Source organism: [Empedobacter] haloabium (assembly GCA_008011715.2).
In the GTDB taxonomy this organism is placed as follows: domain Bacteria; phylum Pseudomonadota; class Gammaproteobacteria; order Burkholderiales; family Burkholderiaceae_D; genus Rugamonas; species Rugamonas haloabia.
In genome coordinates this window covers 866,566-886,698 of the sequence record CP136508.1, presented here as the reverse complement: position 1 = coordinate 886,698, position 20,133 = coordinate 866,566, and the positions used below count along the sequence as shown (strand labels likewise).

General features: G+C 68.1%; 19 protein-coding genes. 9 read left to right on the top strand and 10 right to left on the bottom strand.

Features of this window, described 5'->3' with window-relative positions; genetic code table 11:
- Nucleotides 1–79 precede the first annotated feature (79 nt).
- A complete protein-coding gene (locus E7V67_004000) occupies nt 80–2,203 on the bottom strand; it encodes an ATP-dependent helicase (protein WUR14275.1) in 2,124 nt (707 codons plus the stop codon).
- 167 nt (nt 2,204–2,370) lie between these two features.
- Between E7V67_004000 and E7V67_003995 the strand changes: the two genes are divergently transcribed.
- The gene (locus tag E7V67_003995; protein ID WUR14274.1) at nt 2,371–4,500 is read left to right on the top strand and encodes a TonB-dependent siderophore receptor; all 2,130 of its coding nucleotides are present in this window, start codon (nt 2,371–2,373) and stop codon (nt 4,498–4,500) included.
- 14 nt (nt 4,501–4,514) lie between these two features.
- On the opposite strand, the gene E7V67_003990 is transcribed toward E7V67_003995, so the two are convergent.
- Both E7V67_003990 and E7V67_003985 read right to left on the bottom strand, forming a co-directional pair.
- Nucleotides 4,515–4,859, bottom strand: a complete 345-nt coding sequence (locus E7V67_003990) for an antibiotic biosynthesis monooxygenase (protein WUR14273.1) — start codon at nt 4,857–4,859, stop codon at nt 4,515–4,517.
- Nucleotides 4,856–5,908 (bottom strand): cytochrome P450, encoded by a 1,053-nt coding sequence (locus E7V67_003985; protein ID WUR14272.1) that lies wholly within the window; start codon nt 5,906–5,908, stop codon nt 4,856–4,858. The genes E7V67_003990 and E7V67_003985 overlap by 4 nt, the downstream gene beginning before the upstream one ends.
- 68 nt (nt 5,909–5,976) lie before the next feature.
- Here E7V67_003985 and E7V67_003980 point away from each other — a divergent pair, with 68 nt between their 5' ends.
- From E7V67_003980 to E7V67_003965, 4 genes are read left to right on the top strand one after another with little or no spacing between them, the layout of a single operon-like run.
- A complete protein-coding gene (locus E7V67_003980; protein WUR14271.1) occupies nt 5,977–6,669 on the top strand; it encodes a helix-turn-helix transcriptional regulator in 693 nt (230 codons plus the stop codon).
- Between the two features lie 50 nt (nt 6,670–6,719).
- The gene (gene lepB / locus E7V67_003975) at nt 6,720–7,391 is read left to right on the top strand and encodes a signal peptidase I (GenBank protein WUR14270.1); all 672 of its coding nucleotides are present in this window, start codon (nt 6,720–6,722) and stop codon (nt 7,389–7,391) included.
- A 38-nt stretch (nt 7,392–7,429) separates the two neighbouring features.
- Complete coding sequence (locus tag E7V67_003970; protein WUR14269.1) at nt 7,430–8,155, top strand: ABC transporter ATP-binding protein; 726 nt, start codon at nt 7,430–7,432, stop codon at nt 8,153–8,155.
- The gene (locus tag E7V67_003965; protein ID WUR14268.1) at nt 8,152–10,443 is read left to right on the top strand and encodes a CPBP family intramembrane glutamic endopeptidase; all 2,292 of its coding nucleotides are present in this window, start codon (nt 8,152–8,154) and stop codon (nt 10,441–10,443) included. The genes E7V67_003970 and E7V67_003965 overlap by 4 nt, the downstream gene beginning before the upstream one ends.
- Nucleotides 10,444–10,453: 10 nt before the next feature.
- On the opposite strand, the gene E7V67_003960 is transcribed toward E7V67_003965, so the two are convergent.
- Both E7V67_003960 and E7V67_003955 read right to left on the bottom strand, forming a co-directional pair.
- Nucleotides 10,454–11,191, bottom strand: coding sequence for a hypothetical protein (locus E7V67_003960; protein WUR14267.1), 738 nt, complete (start codon nt 11,189–11,191; stop codon nt 10,454–10,456).
- Entirely contained in the window at nt 11,188–11,679 is a 492-nt protein-coding gene (locus E7V67_003955) for a sigma-70 family RNA polymerase sigma factor (GenBank protein WUR14266.1), read from the bottom strand. Before E7V67_003955 ends, E7V67_003960 begins: the two co-directional genes overlap by 4 nt.
- Before the next feature lie 104 nt (nt 11,680–11,783).
- Between E7V67_003955 and E7V67_003950 the strand changes: the two genes are divergently transcribed.
- On the top strand, nt 11,784–13,070 hold the full coding sequence (locus E7V67_003950) for a S8 family serine peptidase (GenBank protein ID WUR14265.1): 1,287 nt from the start codon (nt 11,784–11,786) through the stop codon (nt 13,068–13,070).
- Between the two features lie 97 nt (nt 13,071–13,167).
- A complete protein-coding gene (locus E7V67_003945; GenBank protein WUR14264.1) occupies nt 13,168–13,959 on the top strand; it encodes a hypothetical protein in 792 nt (263 codons plus the stop codon).
- A 4-nt stretch (nt 13,960–13,963) separates the two neighbouring features.
- Here the strand turns inward: E7V67_003945 and E7V67_003940 are convergent, their stop codons facing one another.
- The 5 genes from E7V67_003940 to E7V67_003920 all read right to left on the bottom strand — a co-directional run bounded on the left by E7V67_003940 (nt 13,964) and on the right by E7V67_003920 (nt 17,569).
- Nucleotides 13,964–14,257, bottom strand: coding sequence for a hypothetical protein (locus tag E7V67_003940; protein ID WUR14263.1), 294 nt, complete (start codon nt 14,255–14,257; stop codon nt 13,964–13,966).
- A gap of 254 nt (nt 14,258–14,511) precedes the next feature.
- Nucleotides 14,512–15,093 carry a TerD family protein gene (locus E7V67_003935; GenBank protein ID WUR14262.1) on the bottom strand — a complete coding sequence of 194 codons (582 nt, stop codon included), beginning with the start codon at nt 15,091–15,093 and terminating at the stop codon, nt 14,512–14,514.
- Nucleotides 15,094–15,119: 26 nt separating this feature from the next.
- Nucleotides 15,120–15,818 carry a TIGR00266 family protein gene (locus E7V67_003930; protein ID WUR14261.1) on the bottom strand — a complete coding sequence of 233 codons (699 nt, stop codon included), beginning with the start codon at nt 15,816–15,818 and terminating at the stop codon, nt 15,120–15,122.
- Nucleotides 15,819–15,821: 3 nt separating this feature from the next.
- On the bottom strand, nt 15,822–16,397 hold the full coding sequence (locus E7V67_003925; protein WUR14260.1) for a TerD family protein: 576 nt from the start codon (nt 16,395–16,397) through the stop codon (nt 15,822–15,824).
- 125 nt (nt 16,398–16,522) lie between these two features.
- Complete coding sequence (locus E7V67_003920; GenBank protein ID WUR14259.1) at nt 16,523–17,569, bottom strand: DUF475 domain-containing protein; 1,047 nt, start codon at nt 17,567–17,569, stop codon at nt 16,523–16,525.
- Between the two features lie 111 nt (nt 17,570–17,680).
- On the opposite strand from E7V67_003920, the gene nhaR reads away from it, so the two are divergent.
- On the top strand, nt 17,681–18,583 hold the full coding sequence (nhaR, locus tag E7V67_003915; GenBank protein ID WUR14258.1) for a transcriptional activator NhaR: 903 nt from the start codon (nt 17,681–17,683) through the stop codon (nt 18,581–18,583).
- A 194-nt stretch (nt 18,584–18,777) separates the two neighbouring features.
- Nucleotides 18,778–20,115 carry a hemolysin family protein gene (locus E7V67_003910; GenBank protein ID WUR14257.1) on the top strand — a complete coding sequence of 446 codons (1,338 nt, stop codon included), beginning with the start codon at nt 18,778–18,780 and terminating at the stop codon, nt 20,113–20,115.
- Nucleotides 20,116–20,133: the final 18 nt, after the last annotated feature.

Here is a 20,133-nt window from a genome sequence, read left to right as displayed (position 1 = left end):
TTACGATGGCAGGAACTCAACCGAACTTCAGGGTCAGTCCCTTGCGGGGCGGTACGGCGATCCGGCAGACCCTGACCCGTCACAACCACCGCTGGAACGGCCCGGTATCCAACCCGGCATCGATATACCACTGCTTGCGCACGGTATCGAACTGCGCCCCCAGCTGGCGCACCTCCTCGCGGTCCTCGTAGCGCGCCGTCAGGTACAGCCGCACCGGCCGCTCTTCCGCGACCTTGTCTTCCAGCTGGCGCAACGCCTGGTCGGCCTTCGGCGCCACCGCGGCGATCTGCATCTGGCGCAGGAAGCCGCTGCGGCGCTCGGGATCCGTCGGCGAAAGCAAGGTCAGGCGCTGGCGCGTGCGGCTGACGCCCACGTAGAACAGGTTGCGCTCCGTGCGCGCCGGCAGCAGCGGATTGGGGAACTCGTTCACCTCGAGGTACGGCATGATCACGTGGCCGAACTCCTGGCCCTTGACGTCGGCCACGCAGTCCAGGTGCACGAAGTCCTTCTCGCGCTTGCGGCTGGCGAACACCTCGGCCGCGTTGATCTTCTTCCAGAACGCGGCCAGGCCCAGGCCCGACTTGCGCGCCATCGCGACCAGGCCCTCGATCGAGCGCGCCGCGACGGAAGCCGCGTAGGGATTGACGTAGACGCGCTTCGCCACCGCCGCCACGTCCATGCGCCGGCAGACTTCGGCCAGCACGTCGCCGGCCGGGCTGTCCGGCGCAACGTCCAGCAGATAACGCATCACGTCGGCAAACGCCGTGTCCGCGTCGGCCAGTGCGTCGCCGCCCAGGTGGCCGCGGAAGAAGCCCGGCAACAGCGACGGTTCCTTGGCGATATCGTGCTTGACCTTCTCGAACCCGGCCGCCGCCTCCACCCCGGCAAACGCGGCCAGCGCCTCGACGATGGCCGTGCGCACTTCGTAAGACGGCACGGCACGCAGGTCGTCCAGCGTGATCGCCAGCACACCGCGCAGGAACAGGATCTCCTCGCGCTGCATATAGCCCTTCATGACGGGCACGCGATAGCCGATGCCGGCCTCGATCAGCGCGTTCTCCAGCGCGATCGACTGGTGCCGGTCGCGCATCAGCACCGCGCACTGCTCCAGCCGGCGCTTGTCCTTTTTCCATGCCTTGATCGCCGCCACGACCTGCTGCGCACACTCCTCGGCCGTGTCGTAGTGCGCCTGGCTGATCTCCGTGTGATCGGGCACGCCCGAGCTGCCGCGGTTGTCCATCAGGGCGTCGATGGCCAGGGTCAGGTGCGGGCCGTGGCGGTAGGTTGTCGTCAGCGGATAGGTGCGCAAGCCCGGGAACGCGTGGCGGAAGCGGAAATCCAGGTAGTCATGGCTGGCGCCCAGCTGGTCGTGGATGACCTGGTGCTTGTCGCCCACGCCGGTGAAGAACGCACCGGTGGCGCGGATCAAGGCTTCCACGATGACGAAGCTGGCCTCGTTCATGTCGTGCAGCTCGTCGCAGACGATCACGCGGTAGCGCGGGAAGGCCTGGGCGCAGCCGGGTTCACGGCGCAGCATGCGCGCCAGGTCGTAGGTCGGATCGAAGCGGGTGCGGAACTGCGCCTGCTCGGCACCGTCCAGGCGGATCGTCTCGTAGGCCAGCGCGACCAGGTAGTCCGTCAGCGGCGCGCCCGCCACCTCGGCCGCCTCGACCGGATCGTCGTCGTAATCGCCCTGCAGCGCCATGCGCGCCTTCAGCCGCAACAGCGTGTCGAGGTAGCCCGACACGGCGATCTCGGACTTGCGCAGGTCCAGCTCCGCGTAGCGGCTGCCGGGCCGACCGGCGTACTGCGCCGCCACCGCGTCGATGGCGCGCCACACGTGGGTCTTCAGGCGGCGCGGCTGCAAGGTCAGTTTCAGCTCCTCGCCTTCCAGCTGCGCCAAGGTGCGCATCGCCAGATCCTCGATGGTGAGAATGTCCAGCTGGTTGACCGTGTCCCAGGGCACGCCGATGTCCAGCAGGCGCTGGCGCAGCACGTCGCGCGCCTCCGGCGTGAACGCCAGCGCCAGGATGCGCGCAGGCTCCACGTTGCGGGCCAGCGATTCGGCGATGCGCAGCGCCAGCGTCGTGGTCTTGGCCGCGCCGGCGTTGGCCTCGCCCAGCACCACGGGCTGCGTCGCCGTCTGCAGGTCGGTCTGCTCGGCCGTGGGGTGGATGCGGCTGGGGATGAAATAGGCAGGCATGGGCAGCTGGATTGAATGCGATGGCGTCGAGCGCGCCATGGTAGCAGGTCCGACCGGCCCGGCCTACTGCCAGCGCCGGGACACACGGCAGCGGTACGTGCGCTGGCGTCAATTTCCTTTCCGGTATACAATGCGAATCATTCTCATTTGCGTTCATAAGGAAGATCATGTCGCCCGCCGCTCCCCGCTTCGCCCTCCGCCTGCGTCCCTTTGCTTTCGCCGCCGCCCTGCTGTGCGGCGCGGCCCATGCCGCGCCCGCCGATGCACCCGCGCCGGACGCGCCGGACGCCATGGAAGCGCCGATGCAGACCGTCGTCGTCAAGGGCGACAACAGCGCCGGCTATACGGCGCGCAGCAGCAGCTCGTCCGCAGGCCTGGACCTGACCCTGCGCGAGACGCCGCAGTCGATCTCCGTCGTCTCGCGCCAGCAGATGGACGACTTCCGTCTCAACTCCATCAACGACGTACTGTCCAACACCACCGGCGTGACGGTGGAACGGATCGAGACCGACCGCACCTACTACACGGCGCGCGGCTTCGACATCATCAACTTCCAGTACGACGGCGTCGGCATCCCCTTCGTGTTCGGTAACGTCTACGGCGACCTCGATACGGCCCTGTACGAGCGCATCGACATCGTGCGCGGTTCGAACGGGCTGATGGCCGGCACCGGCAACCCGTCCGCCACCGTCAACTTCATCCGCAAGCGCCCGACCACGAACTTCCAGGCTTCCGCCTCCGTCGCCGTGGGCTCGTGGGACCGCTACCGCGTGGATGCAGACATCTCCGGCGCGCTCAATGAGGCGCGCACCGTCAGCGGCCGCCTGATCGCCGCCTACGAGGATGGCGACTCCTACCTGGACCGCTACTCGCCCAAGCGCAAGCTGGTGTCCGGCATCGTCGAAGCGAAGCTGACGCCCACCACCACGCTGTCCGTCGGCCACACCGCGCAGATCGGCACGGCCAAGGGCAATATCTGGGGCGCGCTGCCGCTGTATTACAAGGACCTGACGCCGACCGACTACGCCACCGGCACCAACACAGCGGCAGACTGGACGCGCAACCGCAACGAACACCAGCGCACCTTCGTCGAGCTGGTACAGCGCTTCGACAACGGCTGGCGTGCACAGGCCACGCTGTCGCGCAATGTGTTCAAGAACCGCAGTAAGATGCTGTACGTGTACGGCACGCCGGATCGCGCCACGGGCCTGGGCCTGTTCGCCTACCCGTCGCGCTACGATGCCGACAACAAGCAGACGCTGCTCGACGCTTCCGCCACCGGCAAATTCGACCTGGGTGGCCGCCAGCACGAGCTGACGTTCGGCGCCAACTGGTCGAAGTCGAAGCTGGACGACGTGTCGCACTATGGCCAGGGCATCGGCAACCCGATGCCGTCGCTGACCGGCTGGAACGGTTACTATGCGGAGCCGACCTTCGATGCCTCCATCGACGGCAGCTCGTATGAGGACAAGCGCAAGGGCGCCTTCGTCGCCGCCCGCTTCAACCTGGCCGATCCGCTCAAGCTGATCACCGGCGTGGCCTACACCAAGGCCGACAGCGACGGCATCCAGTACGGCGTCAGCCACTACAAGTCGGCCAGCAAGAGCACGCCCTACGTGGGCCTGACCTACGACCTGGCGCCGAACGTGACCGCATACGGCAGTTTTACGACGATCTTCAATCCGCAAAGCGAGACCGACATCACCGGTGCCACGCTCGATCCGATGAAGGGCAAGACGGCGGAACTGGGCGTCAAGAGCGACTGGTTCGGCGGCAAACTGAATGCCTCCGGCGCCATCTTCAAGACGCGCCAGGACAACACCGCCGAGCAGGCCGGCAATAACGGCACCAAGGCCTACTATCGCGGCATCGACGCCGAGTCGCAGGGCATCGAGTTGGACCTGGCCGGCGAGCTGGCGCGCGGCCTGCACGCCAGCGCCGGCTTCACGGTGCTGTCGATCGAGAATCCGGCCGGCCAGGCCGTCAAGACGTACCTGCCGCGCCGCACGCTGCGCCTGTCGGCGACCTACAAGGTGCCGACCCTGCCGCTGACGGTGGGCGCCAACGCCAACTGGCAGGACGACATCTACCGCAACGAGGCCGACGGCGCCGTGATCCGCCAGGCGTCCTACGCGGTAGTGGGCCTGATGGCGCGCTTCGACATCAACAAGCAGCTCAGCATCGCCGCCAACGTCAATAACCTGGCCGACAAGAAGTATCTGACCAGCTTGTACTGGAGCCAGGCTTACTACGCGGCGCCGCGCAACGCCAGCGTGTCGCTGAACTGGAAGTATTAAGCTGGACTCGTGATCTAGCCGTGCCGGCGGCGGCTGTCCGCCGGGGCCTGCGCCCGCTCGTGCAGGCCGTAGTCGCGCAGCACGCCGGCGATGCGCAGGCGGTAGTCGGCAAACAGTTCTTGCCGCCCCGCGCCCTGCGCGGCGCGGTGCGCCTCCAGGGTGCGCCAGGCCGCGATGGCCTCCTCGTCGCGGAAGAACGACAGCGACAGCAGCTTGGCCGGGTCCGCCAGGCTCTGGAAGCGTTCGATGGAGATGAAGCCATCGATCGTTTCCAGCAGCGGCCGCAGGCTGGCCGCGATGTCCAGGTAGCGCTGGCGCCCATCCTCGTGCGGCACCACTTCGAAAATTACCGCGATCATTTCCCTTCCCCTTCGATAAATTCCGGCAGCCGCCCGTTGGGCGACGCCCGGTAGCGCCACGCCACGTCCGGCAGCGGGCCATGTTCCTGCAGCGCGGCCAGCGCGTGCAGCGCGATCGCTCGTGCCAGCGCCTGGCCCGGGCAGGCGTGGCGCCCATGCCCGAACGGTGCGCCCGCGGCGGCCAGTACCAGCAGGATCGTCTGGCCGGCGGCGATGCGCACGCCTGCGATATCGACATCGGCCGCCGTGAAGCGGCGCGTGTTCTGTACCGGCGGATCGGTTCGCAGCACATGGTCGACCAGTGCCGCCGCAGGCCGGGCGTCGCCGCGCAGGCGCGCCACGATGCCGTTGCCGATCAGGCCCGCCGTGGCCTCGTACGTTTGCGACAGCAGGCCCAGTACGTTGGCGCGCAACGCTGCGGCGTCGGTCCAGCCATGCCGTCGTGCGGCTTCCTGCACGGCGCAAAGCAGCGGCGCATCCGACTCGATGTCGTCGGCCAGCGCCAGCAGATGCGGCACCGCATCGTGCGCGGCGGCGATGGCGGCGGCATCGGCGCGAGCCGCCAGGCCCGCGACAAAGCTTCGCACATGGCCCGCCACCGCCGGATCGGTACAACCCAGCAGGCTGGCCACGGTGCGCACCGGCAGCTCGAATGCGAACGTCGTCAGCGCCACATCTTGCACCAGCAGCGCATCGGCCGTGCGCCGCACATGCGCCGCCACCGCTTCCGCCGGCAGCGCTGCCAATGCTTCCAGCAACACGGCTTTCGGCAGTTCGTGGCGCGCGCCGTCGTTCATGCGCGCCAGCGCGCCGAACACGCTGCCCGCCGGCCCGGCCAGTGCCGGCGGCACCGGCTCGTGCGGTGGCCGCACCCGGCAGTCGGCCTGCGCGAGCACGGCGCGCACGGTGTCGGGATGGGCCGCCACCCACAGGCCCAGGCGCTCGTCATGAAACGGCGCTTCCTGCCGCGCCAGCGCGGCATAGTAGGGATAGGGATCGGCGTGCGTGGCGGCGGCCAGCGCGTCGGCCGGTGGAGCGAAGCTGTTCATGAGATCTCCTTTGCGATGGCACCAGTATGCTGGCATCATGGCGGTCATACTTCGCCGGAGACCGAATCATGGATGCAGACAAGGACCTGGCCCGCATCGCGGGCGCGATCGCCGAGCCGGCCCGTGCGCGCATGCTGTGCTGCCTGCTGGACGGCCATGCGCGCACCAGCACGGAGCTGTCCGTGGTGGCGGAAGTCAGCCCCTCCACCGCCAGCGCCCACCTCGCGCGCCTGAAGGACGACGGCCTGCTGGTCCAGCTGGTGCAGGGCCGGCACCGCTACTGGCGGCTGTCGAACGGCGACGTGGCGACCGCCCTGGAAGCACTGCTGGTGGTGGCCGGCGTGCCGCGCGCGCCGTTCAAGCCGGCCACGCCGACGCGGCTGCGCCAGGCCCGCACCTGCTACGACCACATGGCCGGCGCGCTGGCGGTCGAGCTGCACGAGCATTGCATGACGCAAGGCTGGCTGGCGGACGAGCCCACGACCGGCGACTATGCGCTGACCGACGCCGGCACGGCACGCTTCGCGCAACTGGGCGTGGCCGTGGCACCGCTGCGGGCATTGCGCCGCCGCTTCGCCTGTCCCTGCCTGGACTGGAGCGAACGCAAGCCGCACTTGGGCGGCGCGCTCGGTGCCGCCGTGCTGCAACTGGCATTGGCCCAAGGCTGGGTCAAGCAGGACCTGGACAGCCGCGCGCTATCGGTTTCGGCACGCGGCCGGCGCGGCCTGGCGCAGGCGTTCGGCATGGTAAGCCCGGCTTAAGAAAATCGCCACACACTGCAGTCTCCTCACCTCTACATCCGGAGACTGACATGACCTGGCTGCGCGCCAACAAGGGCTTCCTTGCCTTCCTGCTGATGTTCGGAATCTTCCGCACCGCCGTGGCGGACTGGAATCCCATCCCGTCCGCCTCGATGCGGCCCAACCTGCTGGAAGGCGACGTGGTATTCGTCAACCGCCTCGCCTACGATGCCAAGATCCCGCTGACGAACATCTCGCTGGCGCGGCTGGGCGAGCCCCGGCGCGGCGACATCGTCACGTTCTCCTCGCCCAAGGACGGCACCCGCCTGATCAAGCGCATCGCCGCGCTGCCCGGCGACACGGTCGAGATGCGCGGCGAGCGCCTGCTGATCAACGGCCAGCAGGCCGACTACACGGTGCTGGGCAATCGCGTGGAAGCGGTGCCGCCGCTGGGCGAGCTGACGGCGCTGCACCTGGAGGAGCGCAGCGGCGTGGCCAGCTACCGCATCCAGGTGCTGCCGCAAGTGCAGGCGGTGCGCGACTTCGGTCCCTTCACGATTCCCGCCGACCGCTTCCTGATGCTGGGCGATAACCGCGACAACAGTGGCGACTCGCGCGTGTTCGGCACCGTGCCGCGCGAGCTGCTGATCGGCCGCGCCGAGCGCATCCTGGTCTCGGCCGACATCCTGGGGCACTGGACGCCACGCGCGGAACGGATCGGCATGAGCCTGCGCCAGCAATGACGTGAGTTAGAATCGCCGCATTCCCCACCGGAGGCGGCATGATCGAATTCGATGCGCTGGCCAAGCGCTATGGCAGCTACGACGCCGTGCACCCGCTGCACCTGACCGTGCGGCGCGGCGAGGTGTTCGGCTTCCTCGGCCCGAACGGCGCCGGCAAGACCACAACGATCCGCATGATGATGGGCATCCTCGTGCCCAGCAGCGGCCGCGTACTGGTGGCCGGCCTCGATTGCCACCGCGACGCGGCCGCCGTCAAGCGCCACGTGGGCTACCTGCCCGACAATCCCATCTTCTACGACTACCTGCGCGGCCGCGAAATCCTGCAGTTCGTCGGCGAGATGCACGGGCTGGCGCGTCCGGCCGCAGCCGCCCGGGCGCTGGCGCTGCTGGAAGAATTCGGCCTGGAGGAAGTGGCGGAGGAATTCGCGGTCAACTACTCGATGGGCATGAAGAAGAAGCTGGGCCTGGCGTGCGCGCTGGTGCACGACCCCGCCGTGCTGATCCTGGACGAACCGATCAACGGCCTCGATCCGCGCGCCGCGCGCGACGTGCAGGATCTGCTGGTGGGCCGCGCCGCTGCCGGCAAGACCATCTTCGTCTCCACCCACCTGCTCGACATGGCGCAGCGCATGTGCGACCGGGTCGGCATCATCCATCGCGGCATGCTGGCGGCCACTGGCTCGCTGGACGAGCTGCGCGGCGATGCCGACGCCACCCTGGAGGAGGTGTTCCTGAAAGTGACCGACCCGGCGGCGGCGCCATGATGCCGCCAGCCGCGCCACGCGCGATCTGGCTGCTGGTGCGCCTGCGCCTGCTGCGGTTGCTGAACCTGGGCGGCAGCGTGTATGGCCGCAAGCCGAAGGCCGGCAAGAGCCGCGCGGCGACCGGCGGCAAGCGGCGCGGCCGCTGGATCCTGCCCGTCGTCATGGCCCTGCTGATGACGGTGGCGTTCATCAATATGTCGCGCTCCATCCTGCTCAACCTGCATTGCGAGCTGGCGCCCGTGACGGCTTGCGCCGACCAGGCCAAATCGTTCGAGGCGCAGGCCGTGGCCGCGACCGAACTGGCCGGCGCCCACTTCAGCGCGGAGCTGATGCGCGGGCTGACGCTGCACGTGACCCTGCTGTGGCTGGTCAGCCTGCTGGTGCCGCTGGGCAGCCGCGAGCTGGCGCACACGGACTGGGACCTGGAATGGCTGGTCACGCTGCCGCTGCCGCGCACCACGCTGCTGTGGGCGCGCGTGCTGGAACGCACGGTGACGAACGCCACCGGCATGCTGATGCTGTGGCCCGCCTGCATCGTCATCGCCTGGTACGCCGGCTTGCGCTGGTGGGCCGTGCCGGCCGCCACCCTGGCGGCGCTGACGCTGCTGGCCCCTTCCGCGATGGCGCGCACGCTGGTGGACACGGGGCTGCGGCTGTCGATGCCGCCCTCGCAGCTGCGCAACCTGCAGGCGGCCATCTCGGTGGCCGCGATGCCATTGATTTACCTGACGATCTCGCTGTCGCTGCCGGGCCGCGGCATCGCGTTGGGCTGGGCTGCCGCCTTCCCCGCCTGGACCCTATGGACGCCGCCAGGCCTGGTCGTGCAATGGCTGGACGGCACGCCGTGGAGCGCGGCACTGCTGGCGGCCGAGGTGCTGGCGCTGCTGGTGGCCGGCGTCGCGCTGCTGGGCCGGCAGCTGGGGCAAGGCGTGGTGGCGTCCAGCACGCGCGAGGCCGGGCGGCGCCAGACGGCCGCCGCACCGCCACGGGTGCTGCCCGGCACGCCGCTGCAACGACGCGAACTGCGCCTGCTGGCGCGCGACCGCAACTTCCTGGTGCAAAGCCTGCTGATCCCGATCATCGTCATCGGCAGCCAGCTGTTTTTCACGGGCGGCCTGCGCGACATGACGCAGCTGGGCAGCGAACCGAAGCTGCTGGCATCCATCGCCTTCGGCCTGGGCAGCTACGTGCTGGTGCTGTCGGCCTTCCAGACCATCAATACGGAGGGCCAGGCGCTGTGGATGCTGTACACGTTCCCGCACACGCTGGAACGCATGCTGCGGGAGAAGGCCACGCTGTGGGCCGTGCTGGCGCTGGCCTACCCGGTCGCCGTGTATGTGGCGGGTATCGCCACCGGCGCCCGGGTGGATGGGCACCTGCTGCTGACGATGGCCCAGGTGGCGCTCGGCATTCCGATCTTTGCGCTGATCGCCGTGGCGCTGGGCGTATGGGCCTGCGATCCGCTGGCGCAGGAAGTACACACGCGCGTGCGCCCGACCTATATCTACCTGTACATGATGCTGGCGAGCCTGTACGGCTATGGCCTGTACACGGATGCGTGGCCGCACCGGCTGGCGGTCGTGGTGTTGCTGGCGGCGCTGGCGCTGGCGCTGTGGCAGAAGGCGCGCGACGAGCTGCCGTTCCTGCTCGATCCCACGGCCGCGCCGCCCCGGCAGGTTGCCGCGGCCGACGGCATGATGGCCGCCGTCGCGTTCTTTGCCGTGCAGGCGATCGCCTTCTTCGCGCTGCACGACGGCGCCGGGCCGCCGGCCCTGTCGGACATGACGATGGCCTTCGCCATCGCCGGCGCCATCACGTATGCGCTGGCGCGGCTGGTCTATTGGCGCGCCGGCACGGCCGGCGTGCCGCGCCTGTCGCAGGGCGGCACGCTGCCGGCGCTGGGCTGGGGCATTGCGTGCGCGCTGCCCGCCATCGCGGCAGGCCTGGCGTGGATGCAGGGGCTGCGTCAGGCCGGCGTCGCCGTGCCGGTCATTGCCGACGGCCACATTGGCTGGCTGATCGCGCTGGCCAGCATCGCCGCCCCGCTGTTCGAGGAGTTCATCTTCCGGGGCCTGATCTTCAACGGCCTGCGCCGCTCGTTGCGGCTGCTGCCGGCGCTGGCCGCCAGCGCCGCCGTGTTCGCGGTGATCCACCCGCCGCTGGCGATGCTGCCGGTGTTCGTGCTGGGCGTTTGTACGGGGCTGGCGTTCGAGCGGAGCAAGGGACTATTGGCCGCGATCGTCACGCACGCGCTGTACAACGGCGCGATGCTGGCCGTACAGCTGTGACGCGGACGGTTCAGCGCTGCCAGCCGCGCTGCAGCGCCGCCCGTTCGGCAGCGGCATCCAGCGCACTGCCTTCGATACGCTCGTCGATCGCTTCCAGCACGGCGGGTGGCATGGCCACGCCGGCCTGGCGGTAGGCCGGCTGCGTGGCCGCGGCCTGCTCCTGCAGCACGGCGACGCGCCAGCCGTTTCCTTCACGGCATGCCAGCCCGGCGGCAGCGGCCAGCGCGAAGCTGCGGCAATAGCTGCCATCCCTGGCCTGAAACGTGACGCCGATGCGCACCGGCGCACCGGCCACGCCGGTGCTGGCAAGCTGATGCGACAACGCGTCGGCCAACGCTCCTTGCGCCAGCACGCCCTGCGCCGTCGCCGCCAAGGTGGCGCCGGCGCCCTGCTGGTGTGCAGCCTGCCAGCCGCCGATACCGGCCAGCACCCCGACGGCCAGCGCCGCCGCCATGCCACCCCACTGCCACCAGCCGTTCCTCGGCGCCGGCTGCCGCTCCGTACGCGCGGCGCGGGCGGCGGCCAGGCCGACCACGTTCGGCGCGGCCGCCTGGCGCAGGGCGGGAGGCACCGGCTCCGCCAGCACGTCGGCAAAGGCGGCGAACACGTCGCCGCGCAGCTGCCGGTGACGGGCCACGGCGGCGGCCACGGCCGGGTCGTCGCGCACCGCCCGCTCGACCGCGTCGCGCTCCGGACCGGCCAGCTCGCCGTCCGCATAGGCCATCAATACTTCATCGGAAAAACTCATTTCGCCACCTTCGCCTGATCGGACAACAGCCCCTGTAATGCTTCCCGCGCGCGCGCCAGCCGGCTGGTCAGCGTCCCCATCGGAATCTCCAGCACCTCGGCGGCTTCCTTGTACGGCATGCCGTCCACCAGTACCAGCGCCACCACCAGCCGGTGATCCTCGGACAGCATGCCGATCGCCTTCTGGATGGCGAGCCGCTGCTGGTGCACGGCGGCCGAATCGTCGCCGACCGTCTCGCCCTCTTCCGCCGGCGCGAAGACCCGGTCGCGCCGCATGCGGCTGCGCACCTCGTCGACCCACGCGTTCTTGATGATGCGGAAGATCCAGCTGTCCAGCCGCGTGCCCGGCTCCCACTGCGCCTGGCGCACCAGCGCGCGCTCGACGGCGACCTGCACCAGGTCGTCCGCGTCCTCGCGGTGATAGGTCAGCGCGCGGGCAAAGCGGCGCATGCGCGGCAGCAGTTCGGCAATGTCGGTATCGAGGCTCATCTGGCGTCCAGTACCCGGTAAACGCCGGCGGCCCGGCGCTTCTTCCACGTGCGGGAAAAAAATTCGCGACCCGTTCCCGGGACAAAGCAGTTTATCATCCGCCCATGAGCTCTCTCCGCCTCCTGTCAGCCATGCGCATCACGGCGCTGCTGTTGCTGTGTGCCGCCAGCGGCGCGCAGGCCCAGCTGCGCCTGCCGTCACTGAACCTGCCGCTGCCACAGGGCCTCGATCCGGAACTGGTGCGCCGTCCGGCCGGCCGCCTGCTCGACAGCCGCGTCCCAGGCGACCTGACCGGGCTGCGCCTGGAACAGGTCACCCAGCTGCTGCGGCGCCATCCCGACGTGATCGAAGCCGACCCGCGCGGCGCTCCGGCGGTGCGCAACGAGATCCTGGCCTCGTCGCCCGCGCCGGCCAGCCTGGCGCGGGCCGCTGCGCTGGGCCTGACGGTCGTGCGCGAGCAGCGGCTGGACGAACTGGAACAAAGCATCGTCGTGTTCGCGGTGCCGGCCGGGAGCTCGACGGCGGGGCTGCTGGCCGCCTTGCGAGCGGCCGACCCGGACGGCAGCTACGACTTCAATCACCTGTACAGCGGCTCGGGCGACGCGGCAACGGTACCTGCCGCCGCGCGAGGCAGCGGCGCGACCGTCGGGCTGATCGATAGCGGCATCGATACGGGCCATCCGGCGCTGGCCCATGCCGAGGTGCGGCGCTGGGGCTGCAATGGCGTGCCGAAGCCGCACAGCCACGGCACCGCCGTCGCCGCCCTGCTGGTGGGCCAGGCCGACCGCTTCCGCGGTGCCGCACCGGACACGCCGCTGTATGCCGCCGACATCTATTGCGACAGCCCCACCGGCGGCTCGGCCGAACAGATCGCCGCGGCGCTGGCCTGGCTGGCACGCGAGCGGGTCGGCGTGGTCAACCTCAGCGTGGTGGGGCCGCCCAACGAGGCGCTGCGCCGCGTGGTCGCCGCCATGGTCAAGCGCGGGCACCTGCTGGTGGCTGCCGTCGGCAACGACGGGCCGGCCGCGCCACCGTTGTATCCGGCCAGCTATCCCGGCGTAGTGGGCGTCAGCGCGGTCGACCGCAATGGCCGGCCGCTGCCGGAAGCGGCACGGGGGCCGCAGGTGATGTTCGCGGCACCGGGCAGCCAGATGGTCAGCGCGGCGCCCGGCGCGCCGCCCTACCGCCAGGTGCGCGGCACCTCCTTCGCGGCACCGCTGGTGGCGGCCCTGCTGGCACCGCATCTGCCCCATCCCGACGGCGCAACGGCCAGGGAAGCGCTCGCGCGCCTGGCCCGGCAGGCCATCCCCGGCCCGGTCCCGGAACGCGACGCCATCGGTCTGGGCATCGTCGGCACCGACCTGCGCGTAGACCCGGCGCGCCTGCGCTGAAAAAAAATTTTCAGGACGATGGAATAAACGCCGCGGCCCCGGCGTTTTCACTGTAACGGCAGCGGACTTCGCCGCGCCATCCACAGGAGAATCCATCATGCAAGCCAAGAAAATCGCCTTCCACGTCACCCTGGTTCTGTCCTTCGGCATCGCCGCTTCCGCCCACGCCCAGTTGCTTGGCCGCGGTGGTGCGCTGGGGGGCGGCTCGCTGGGTGGCATGCTGTCCGGCGGTGGCAGTTTCGCCGGCCGGAGTGGCATCGACATGGTCACCGAACGTGGCGGCATCGGCCGCAGCGCCATGGCAAACGGCAGCGGCAGCGGCACCTTGACCGGCGCGCTGACCGGCGCCACGACGCAGGAACCTGCCGCCGCCCCATCCGCTTCGAACGTGGCGCCGACGCCCAGCCAGCGGCCGCTGACAGGCAGCTTGAGCAAGCAGGGCGACCTGGCCGGCAATCTGGGCATCGCTTCCGCGCCGGCCGCCACGGCGGGCAGCAGCTCCCCGGCGGCCCCCACCTCGGCCGCCCAGGCCTCTCCCGCCGCCCGCACCGCCGGCGCGGGCGGCAGTGGCGGCGGCCAGGGCGCCGCCAGCGCCTCCATCGATGGTGGCGCACTGGCCGGCATGGCGCGCGGCGCCGGTGCCGGCGCAGTCGCCAGCGGTGCCGCCATCGCCGCACCGATGCGCGACGGTGCCCGGGCTCAAGCGGCGGCAACGCGCGACTATGCGGTCGCCAGCGCGGCCACGGCGGCCGGCGCCGCACGCGGCAGCGCACAGGCGGCGCAGGCCCTGGGCGCGAACGCAGCCACGGCGGCACAGTCGGTACAAGCGCCTGCGGTGCAGGCCCAGGCCGGTGGCAGCGCCAATGCGCAGGCGTCGGCGTCGCGCTGAACGCTTAACGGCGCCGCATGCGCGCCAGCGCGGCCACCAGCATCAACGCCAGCGCGCCCAGGGCGCTGGTGGCCGCCACCACGGCCACCAGCAGCGCGGCCGGGTTGGATGCTTCGAGCAGCTCGGCGCCGACGGCAAGGCACAGCACGAGGATCAGCTGCGCCGGCAGCACGAAGCGCAGCGCGCGCATGGCGCTGTCGTCGCCGCGGCGGCGCAGGCGCCGGGCGACGACGACGGCCGGCCCCCAGACGATGCAGAGGAAGGCGGCCAGCAGGATTATGGCGTGCAGGAGTTTCATTGGTGCGGCAGCATACCGCAATCCCGGCAGCTACACTTAAACCCGGCGGTGTCAGGCACCTATCCGAGGGTCGGAGACCCTCGGATAGGTGCCTGACACCATGGGTCTCCGCCAAAAAAAAAGCGGTGGCCAGAAACCTGGACCACCGCAAAGGGAAGCGCGCCATGGGGCAGGCGCTGGTGAAACGCTTTACAACAACAACGCTTACTACAACAACTCATGGCCGCCGCGCCGGTACACGGCGGCGGTGTGTTTTACAGGTGCTGCGCGATCTGCGGCAGCAGGTCGTCGAACGTGCGGCCGGTGCCGTTTTCGCCGATCGCGTGCATCTTCCACTCGCCGTTATGGCGGTACAGCTTGGCCATCAGCTGGGCGCTGTGCTGTCCCTGCACGGACAGGTTGAAGCGCGCCACTTCCTTGCCGTTGTCGGCGTTGATCAGGCGGCAGTAGGCGTTCTCCACCTGGGCGAAGCTCTGGCCGGTGAAGCTGTTCACCGTGAACACGATGCTCTTCACGTTCGGCGGCACCTGCTGCAGGTTGACGGTGACCTGTTCGTCGTCGCCGTCGCCCGCGCCAGTGCGGTTGTCGCCCGAGTGCGAGATGCTGCCGTCGCGGCTCTTGAGCTGGCGGAACCACACCACGTCCAGCGGCTTGTTGGCGTCATCGAACACGATGCACGAGGCATCCAGGTCGATGTCGGCGCTCTTCGCGCCGAAGCCCAGGAAGCCCTTGCTCTTCACGGCATCCCAGCCCAGGCCCATCACCACGCGGGTCAGCGTGCTGCCGGCTTCCTTGTCCAGAGAGATCTTCTGGCCCTTCGATAAATTCACAGACATGTGGAACTCCTTGATTTGTTACGACGTTACTGCGGCCGGCTCTTGTTGAGCCATGCGACGAACGTTTCGCGATTGCGCGAGCAGACCAGCACCTTGCCGCTGCCCGAGAAGCGCAGCACCATGCCTTCGCCGCTCGTCACGCTGTTCACCAGGTTGCCCAGGAAGCCGCCGCTCTGGCTCGTGGCCACCGAGATGTCGTAGCGCAGCGAGCTGTCCCAGCAGACCACGTGGGCGTTGTCGATGACGATGTCCTGGCCCGGCTTCACTTCCAGCTGGGACATCGAACCGAAGCCCGATACCACCAGTTGGCCGCTGCCGCTGGTTTCCGTGATGAAGAAACCGCCGCTCTGGCCGAACAGCGCGTTGCCGACGTTCTGGGTGCGCACCTTCAGGTCCACGCCGGACGTGGCCGCGACGAACGCGCCGTCGCTGATCATGTACTGGCGCTGGCCCACGTCCACTACCTGCATCGCGCCGGGCAGCGTGGGCGACAGCAGGCAGTCGCCGTCGCCCTTCACTGCCTCGATGTGCTGCTGGAAGAACGACTCGCCGTTGGCGAAGGTGCGCATCAGTGCCGCGCCCAGGCCGCCCTGCATGCGTCCCTTCAGTTCCAGCGCGGACTCCATCATCACCATCGCGTTCGACTCGCAGTAGATCTTCTCGCCGTGGCGCATCGAGACGTGCAGGAAGGGATCGACGTCCCCCGTGACGGTAAAGGTCGGCATGGCTTACACCGACACGCCGAACGACGAGGCCAGCGCGCCCAGGCCGCCTTTGTAGCCCTGGCCGACGGCCTTGAACTTCCAATCGGCGCCGTTGCGGTACACCTCGCCGAACACCATCGAGGTTTCCGTCGAGCTGTCCTCGGACAGGTCGTAGCGGGCGATTTCCTGGTTCGTCGCGGCGTTGACGCAGCGGATGAACGCCTTCTGCACCTGGCCGAAGTTCTGGCGGCGGCTGTCGGCTTCGTGGATCGTCACGCAGAACGCGATGCGGTCCACGTCGGCCGGCACCTTGGACAGGTCCAGGCGCACGGTCTCGTCGTCGCCGTCGCCAGCACCGGTACGGTTGTCGCCCGAGTGCTGTACCGAGCCGTCGGCCGATTTCAGGTTGTTGTAGAAAATGAAGTCCAGGTCGCTGCGCACCTTGCCGTCGACTTTCAGCATGAACGCCGAGCTGTCGATGTCGAACGCGGCGCCATCGCTGCTGCGCGCATCCCAGCCCAGGCCGACCGTCAGTTGGGACAGGCCAGGTGCTTCCTTGCTCAGGTTGACGTTACCGCCTTTTTGCAGACTGATTGCCATGATTGATACTCCTTCAGTTTTTCGTTAAAAGAGACACCCACTTACCGACGCGACAGGCTGGTGTCTTGAGCGTGCCGCGTATTCTTGTGTTCGACCGGGAGGGGCACGCGGCCCCTCCGCTTTCCTTACGCCGCGGCCAGCGCGGCCTGCTGCTTGCGATACCGTACCGAGGACCACAGCGAGGCGACGATGAAGGCCACGCCGATCAGGCCCGTGAAGATCTCCGGAATGTGATACTTCATGCTCGCCAACATGATCACGGCCAGGATACCGATCGCATAGTGCGCGCCGTGCTCCAGGTAGACGTACTGGTCGAGCGTGCCCTTGTGCACCAGGTAGACCGTCATCGAACGCACGAACATCGCACCGATCGCCAGGCCCAGCATGATGATCACGACGTCCTTGGTGATGGCGAACGCGCCGATCACGCCGTCGAAGCTGAACGAAGCATCGAGCACTTCCAGGTACAGGAAGCCACCGATACCGCCCTTCTTGACCATCTCGCCCACGTTCGAGCCGCCTTCTTCCTCCTTCTCCAGGTAGTTCGAGATCGCGTCGACACCGACGTAGATCAGCACACCCCACAGGCCGGAGATCAGCACGACGAACTTCTGCGCTTCCTCGACGATACTGAGGCTGCCCAGCAGTACGCCCAGCGCCACCATCACGGAGATCGACGAGACCTTGCCCAGCGAACCGAGCTTCTTCTCGACATTACCCAGCCAGTGCATTTCCTTCTCGTGGTCGAGCAGGAAGTTCAGGAACACCAGCAGCAGGAACATGCCGCCGAATGCCGCCACTTCGGCATGGTGATTGGTCAGGTGCCGCGAATACTCGTCGGGGTTGTTCAGTGCCAGCGTCCACACGTCGGTCAGGCCGATGTCGGCCGCGACCGCCACGATCACGAGTGGGAACAGCAGGCGCATGCCGAACACCGCGATGATGATGCCGATACCCAGGAACAGTTTCTGCCAGAACTCATCCCACGTCTTCAGCACGGAGGCATTGACCACCGCGTTGTCGAACGACAGCGAGACTTCCATCACGCTCAGGATGACCGCGATACCCAGCGCGGACAGCGCCCCCGTCAAGCCGCCTTTCTCGTAGCCCCACCATGCGGCCACCGCCAGACAGACGAAGGAGACCAGGAATGAGATCCTGAAGTGCTTCATCGGTTTTTCCTTTGTTGTTGATCAATGCAGTGCATTGTATAGACCTGCCGCCTTTAGAAAAATAGAAGATAATCGAAGCCTTACTTCGAAAAAACAGAAGATTCGAGAACCATGAAAACCTCCGGCATCAACTTCCGCCACCTGTATTTCTTCCGTGTCGTGGCAGCCGAAGGCAGCGTCACGCGCGCCGCCGAGCGGCTCGGCCTGGCTATCCAGACCGTCAGCACGCAGATCGCCGCCCTCGAGCAGTCGCTGGGCAAGTCGCTGCTGACCCAGCAGGGCCGCCGCCTGGTGCCGACCGACGCGGGCCGCGTCGCGTTGACCTATGCGGAGCAGATCTTCGAGCTGGGCGACCGCATGCAGGAAGCGTTGAACGAGGCGGACAACGGGCGCGTGCGCCTGACGGTCGGCATCTCCGACTCGCTGCCCAAGCTGATCGCCTACCGCCTGCTGCAAGCCGCTTTCGGCATGCAATCGGCCGTCAAGCTGGTCTGCGTCGAGCGCGAGTTCGAAACCCTGCTGGCCGACCTGGCGCTGCACAAGCTGGACGTGGTGCTGACCGACCGTACGGTACGGGCCTCGGCCAGCCTGCGCGTGTTCAGCCACCTGCTGGGCGAAAGCGAGATGATGGTGTTCGGTGCGGCCGCGCTGGCGCGCAAGCATGGCCGCAACTTCCCGCGCGGCCTGAATGGCGCCCCCATGCTGCTGCCGACCCGGAACAATGCGCTGCGCGGTCGCATCGACGAGTGGCTGCTGCAGCAGGACGTACGGCCGGACATCGTGGGCGAGTTCGAGGACAACGCAATGCTGAACACCTTCGCGCGCGACGGCCTGGGCCTGTTCTTTGCGCCGGCCGGCCTGGAACACGACATCCGTGCCCAGTTCAACGCGGTACCGGTCGGTGCCGCCAGCGGGTTGCGCGAGCAGTTCTATGCGCTGTCGAGCGAGCGGCGCATTCGCCATCCGGCGGTGGAGGCGATCCTGGCGGCGCAGACGGGGTTGTTTGCGGCTTAGGGTCTGTCCCTGCCGAGGGACTGACCCTGAAGTATTGTTCGATCCTTCGAGGCTTTGCCGAGGCCGCGTAGCCGCTGTCGAACTTCGGGGACAGTCCCCAGCTGTGGTTTCTCTCGTGAAATCTTGAAATTTGCGCTACCCCCGCTCCGGGTCGGCTAAGATGATGCTTTCAACTACCCGCTTCAGTGCGTTATATGCACAATCTTTTGCTTGTCCTGCTGGCCTTCCTTCTTGTAGCACTCAACGGTTTCTTCGTGGCGGCCGAATTCGGCATCGTCACCCTGCGGCGCACGCGCGTGCGCGCCATCGCCAAGACGCAGGGACTGAAGGGCCGCATCCTCGAGAAGGTGCACGGCCAGCTGGACGCCTACCTGTCGGCCTGCCAGCTGGGCATCACGCTGGCCTCGCTGGGCCTGGGCTGGATCGGCGAACCCGCCTTCGCCGGCCTGCTGGAACCCCTGCTGGCCGCGATCGGCATCGACTCGCCCGAAGTCATCCACACGATCGCCTTCATCTTCGCCTTCGTGACGATCTCGTTCCTGCACATCGTCGTCGGCGAACTGGCGCCGAAGTCGCTGGCCATCCGGATTCCCGAGGTGGTCGGCCTGTGGAGCGCCGTGCCGCTGTACGCCTTCTACTGGCTGATGTATCCCGCCATCTGGCTGCTCAACCACAGCGCCAACATGGTGCTGAAGGTCGCCGGCCTGCAGGGCGCCGGCGGCCACGAGGCGCACTATTCGACCGAAGAGCTGAAGCTGATCCTGCGCACCAGCCAGCCGGGCGAACAGTTCGACAAGGACGAGCGCAACATCCTGGCGCACTCGCTGGACTTTTCGGAGCTGCGCGTGTCCGACCTGATGCGTCCCATCAACGAGGTGATTGCGCTGTATGCCACCAAGCCGCTGGAGGAGAACCTGCAGACGGTGTTGCGCAACCGCTTCTCGCGCTACCCCTACTTCGACGAGGACGGCAGCACGGTGCTCGGCGTGGTGCACCTGAAGGACCTGTTCTTCGCCCAGCAGTCGGGCAAGCCGATCACGTCGTTCACATCGTTCCTGCGCCCCGTCGAGACGATCTCCGCGCGCACCAAGGCGATCGACCTGTTCCGCCGCTTCCGCGAGGGTGCGCCGCACTTTGCGCTGATCGGCGAGAAGGGCAAGCGCCCGGTCGGCTTCCTCACGCTGGACAACCTGCTGGGCGCGATGGTGGGCGAAATCCACGACGAATTCCGCCTGAACGAAAACGACTGGCTGAAGCAGCCGGACGGCGCCTTGATCGGCAAGGCCAGCCTGCCCATTTTCTCGCTCGAGCGCACCCTCGGCATCGACATCGAGAACGAGGAGCTGGGCCTGGACGAGGTGGAGTCGGTCGGCGGCCTGATCATGCTGAAGCTGGGCGACATTCCGAAGCAGGGCCAGCGCGTCAGCTTCAATCGCTTCGACCTGGTGGTGAAGAAGATGAACGGCCCGCGCATCCTGCTGGTGAAAGTGATCCCGCGCCTGGCGCCGGAAGACAATGCCGACCATGACTGACCCGTTTCGACCCATGAC

Coding starts and splice junctions, on each gene's coding strand:
- E7V67_003940 (WUR14263.1), bottom strand. CDS start 14,257: ATGAAACTCCTGCACGCCATAATCCTGCTGGCCGCCTTCCTCTGCATC.
- E7V67_003990 (WUR14273.1), bottom strand. CDS start 4,859: ATGATCGCGGTAATTTTCGAAGTGGTGCCGCACGAGGATGGGCGCCAG.
- E7V67_003970 (WUR14269.1), top strand. CDS start 7,430: ATGATCGAATTCGATGCGCTGGCCAAGCGCTATGGCAGCTACGACGCC.
- lepB (WUR14270.1), top strand. CDS start 6,720: ATGACCTGGCTGCGCGCCAACAAGGGCTTCCTTGCCTTCCTGCTGATG.
- E7V67_003955 (WUR14266.1), bottom strand. CDS start 11,679: ATGAGCCTCGATACCGACATTGCCGAACTGCTGCCGCGCATGCGCCGC.
- E7V67_003930 (WUR14261.1), bottom strand. CDS start 15,818: ATGCCGACCTTTACCGTCACGGGGGACGTCGATCCCTTCCTGCACGTC.
- E7V67_003985 (WUR14272.1), bottom strand. CDS start 5,908: ATGAACAGCTTCGCTCCACCGGCCGACGCGCTGGCCGCCGCCACGCAC.
- E7V67_003960 (WUR14267.1), bottom strand. CDS start 11,191: ATGAGTTTTTCCGATGAAGTATTGATGGCCTATGCGGACGGCGAGCTG.
- E7V67_004000 (WUR14275.1), bottom strand. CDS start 2,203: ATGCCTGCCTATTTCATCCCCAGCCGCATCCACCCCACGGCCGAGCAG.
- E7V67_003935 (WUR14262.1), bottom strand. CDS start 15,093: ATGTCTGTGAATTTATCGAAGGGCCAGAAGATCTCTCTGGACAAGGAA.
- E7V67_003995 (WUR14274.1), top strand. CDS start 2,371: ATGTCGCCCGCCGCTCCCCGCTTCGCCCTCCGCCTGCGTCCCTTTGCT.
- E7V67_003980 (WUR14271.1), top strand. CDS start 5,977: ATGGATGCAGACAAGGACCTGGCCCGCATCGCGGGCGCGATCGCCGAG.
- E7V67_003965 (WUR14268.1), top strand. CDS start 8,152: ATGATGCCGCCAGCCGCGCCACGCGCGATCTGGCTGCTGGTGCGCCTG.
- E7V67_003910 (WUR14257.1), top strand. CDS start 18,778: ATGCACAATCTTTTGCTTGTCCTGCTGGCCTTCCTTCTTGTAGCACTC.
- E7V67_003920 (WUR14259.1), bottom strand. CDS start 17,569: ATGAAGCACTTCAGGATCTCATTCCTGGTCTCCTTCGTCTGTCTGGCG.
- E7V67_003925 (WUR14260.1), bottom strand. CDS start 16,397: ATGGCAATCAGTCTGCAAAAAGGCGGTAACGTCAACCTGAGCAAGGAA.
- E7V67_003950 (WUR14265.1), top strand. CDS start 11,784: ATGAGCTCTCTCCGCCTCCTGTCAGCCATGCGCATCACGGCGCTGCTG.
- nhaR (WUR14258.1), top strand. CDS start 17,681: ATGAAAACCTCCGGCATCAACTTCCGCCACCTGTATTTCTTCCGTGTC.
- E7V67_003945 (WUR14264.1), top strand. CDS start 13,168: ATGCAAGCCAAGAAAATCGCCTTCCACGTCACCCTGGTTCTGTCCTTC.